Below are 321 nucleotides of genomic sequence, written 5' to 3'. Positions count from 1 at the left end.
GGTACCGCATCCAGCCGCAGCCGATCGTAGACATGCAGCACGGCCGGCGCGCCTTCGCAGGACAGCGTCAGATCCACACCCAAGGCATCGACTGCGGCAATCGATGCCTGCGGTCGATCGAGCGCGAGGTCTCGCGCTACGTGCTGACCATCAGCGTGATCAACACCCTGGTCGGGCTGGTGTTCGCAGGCGTGCTGATGCTGCTCGGCATCGGGCTTCAGCACTAGGCCGCGGATGCGCTCGGCCAGGGGCGTACCGCCCGGCTCGCGGGTCAGCACCACCTCGTGGCCGTGGCTGCGCAGGCAGTCACGGATGGCATTG

At 67.6% G+C, this 321-nt stretch carries 2 pseudogenes; one reads left to right on the top strand and one right to left on the bottom strand.

The annotated features are described in order from the left end of the window. Positions 1–107: 107 nt before the first annotated feature. A pseudogene (locus ABGA94_RS05215) lies at positions 108–221 on the top strand (AI-2E family transporter); the annotation flags it as partial. Here ABGA94_RS05215 and ABGA94_RS05210 read toward each other — a convergent pair. Continuing rightward, positions 204–321, bottom strand: a pseudogene (locus ABGA94_RS05210) (dTMP kinase); the annotation flags it as partial. The pseudogenes ABGA94_RS05215 and ABGA94_RS05210 sit on opposite strands and share 18 nt — an antisense overlap.

Source organism: Stenotrophomonas sp. 3diitr2024, assembly GCF_042136455.1.
In the GTDB taxonomy this organism is placed as follows: domain Bacteria; phylum Pseudomonadota; class Gammaproteobacteria; order Xanthomonadales; family Xanthomonadaceae; genus Stenotrophomonas; species Stenotrophomonas sepilia.
The sequence above is the reverse complement of the archived record's forward strand: the minus strand, read 5'-3'. Positions and strand labels throughout refer to the sequence as shown.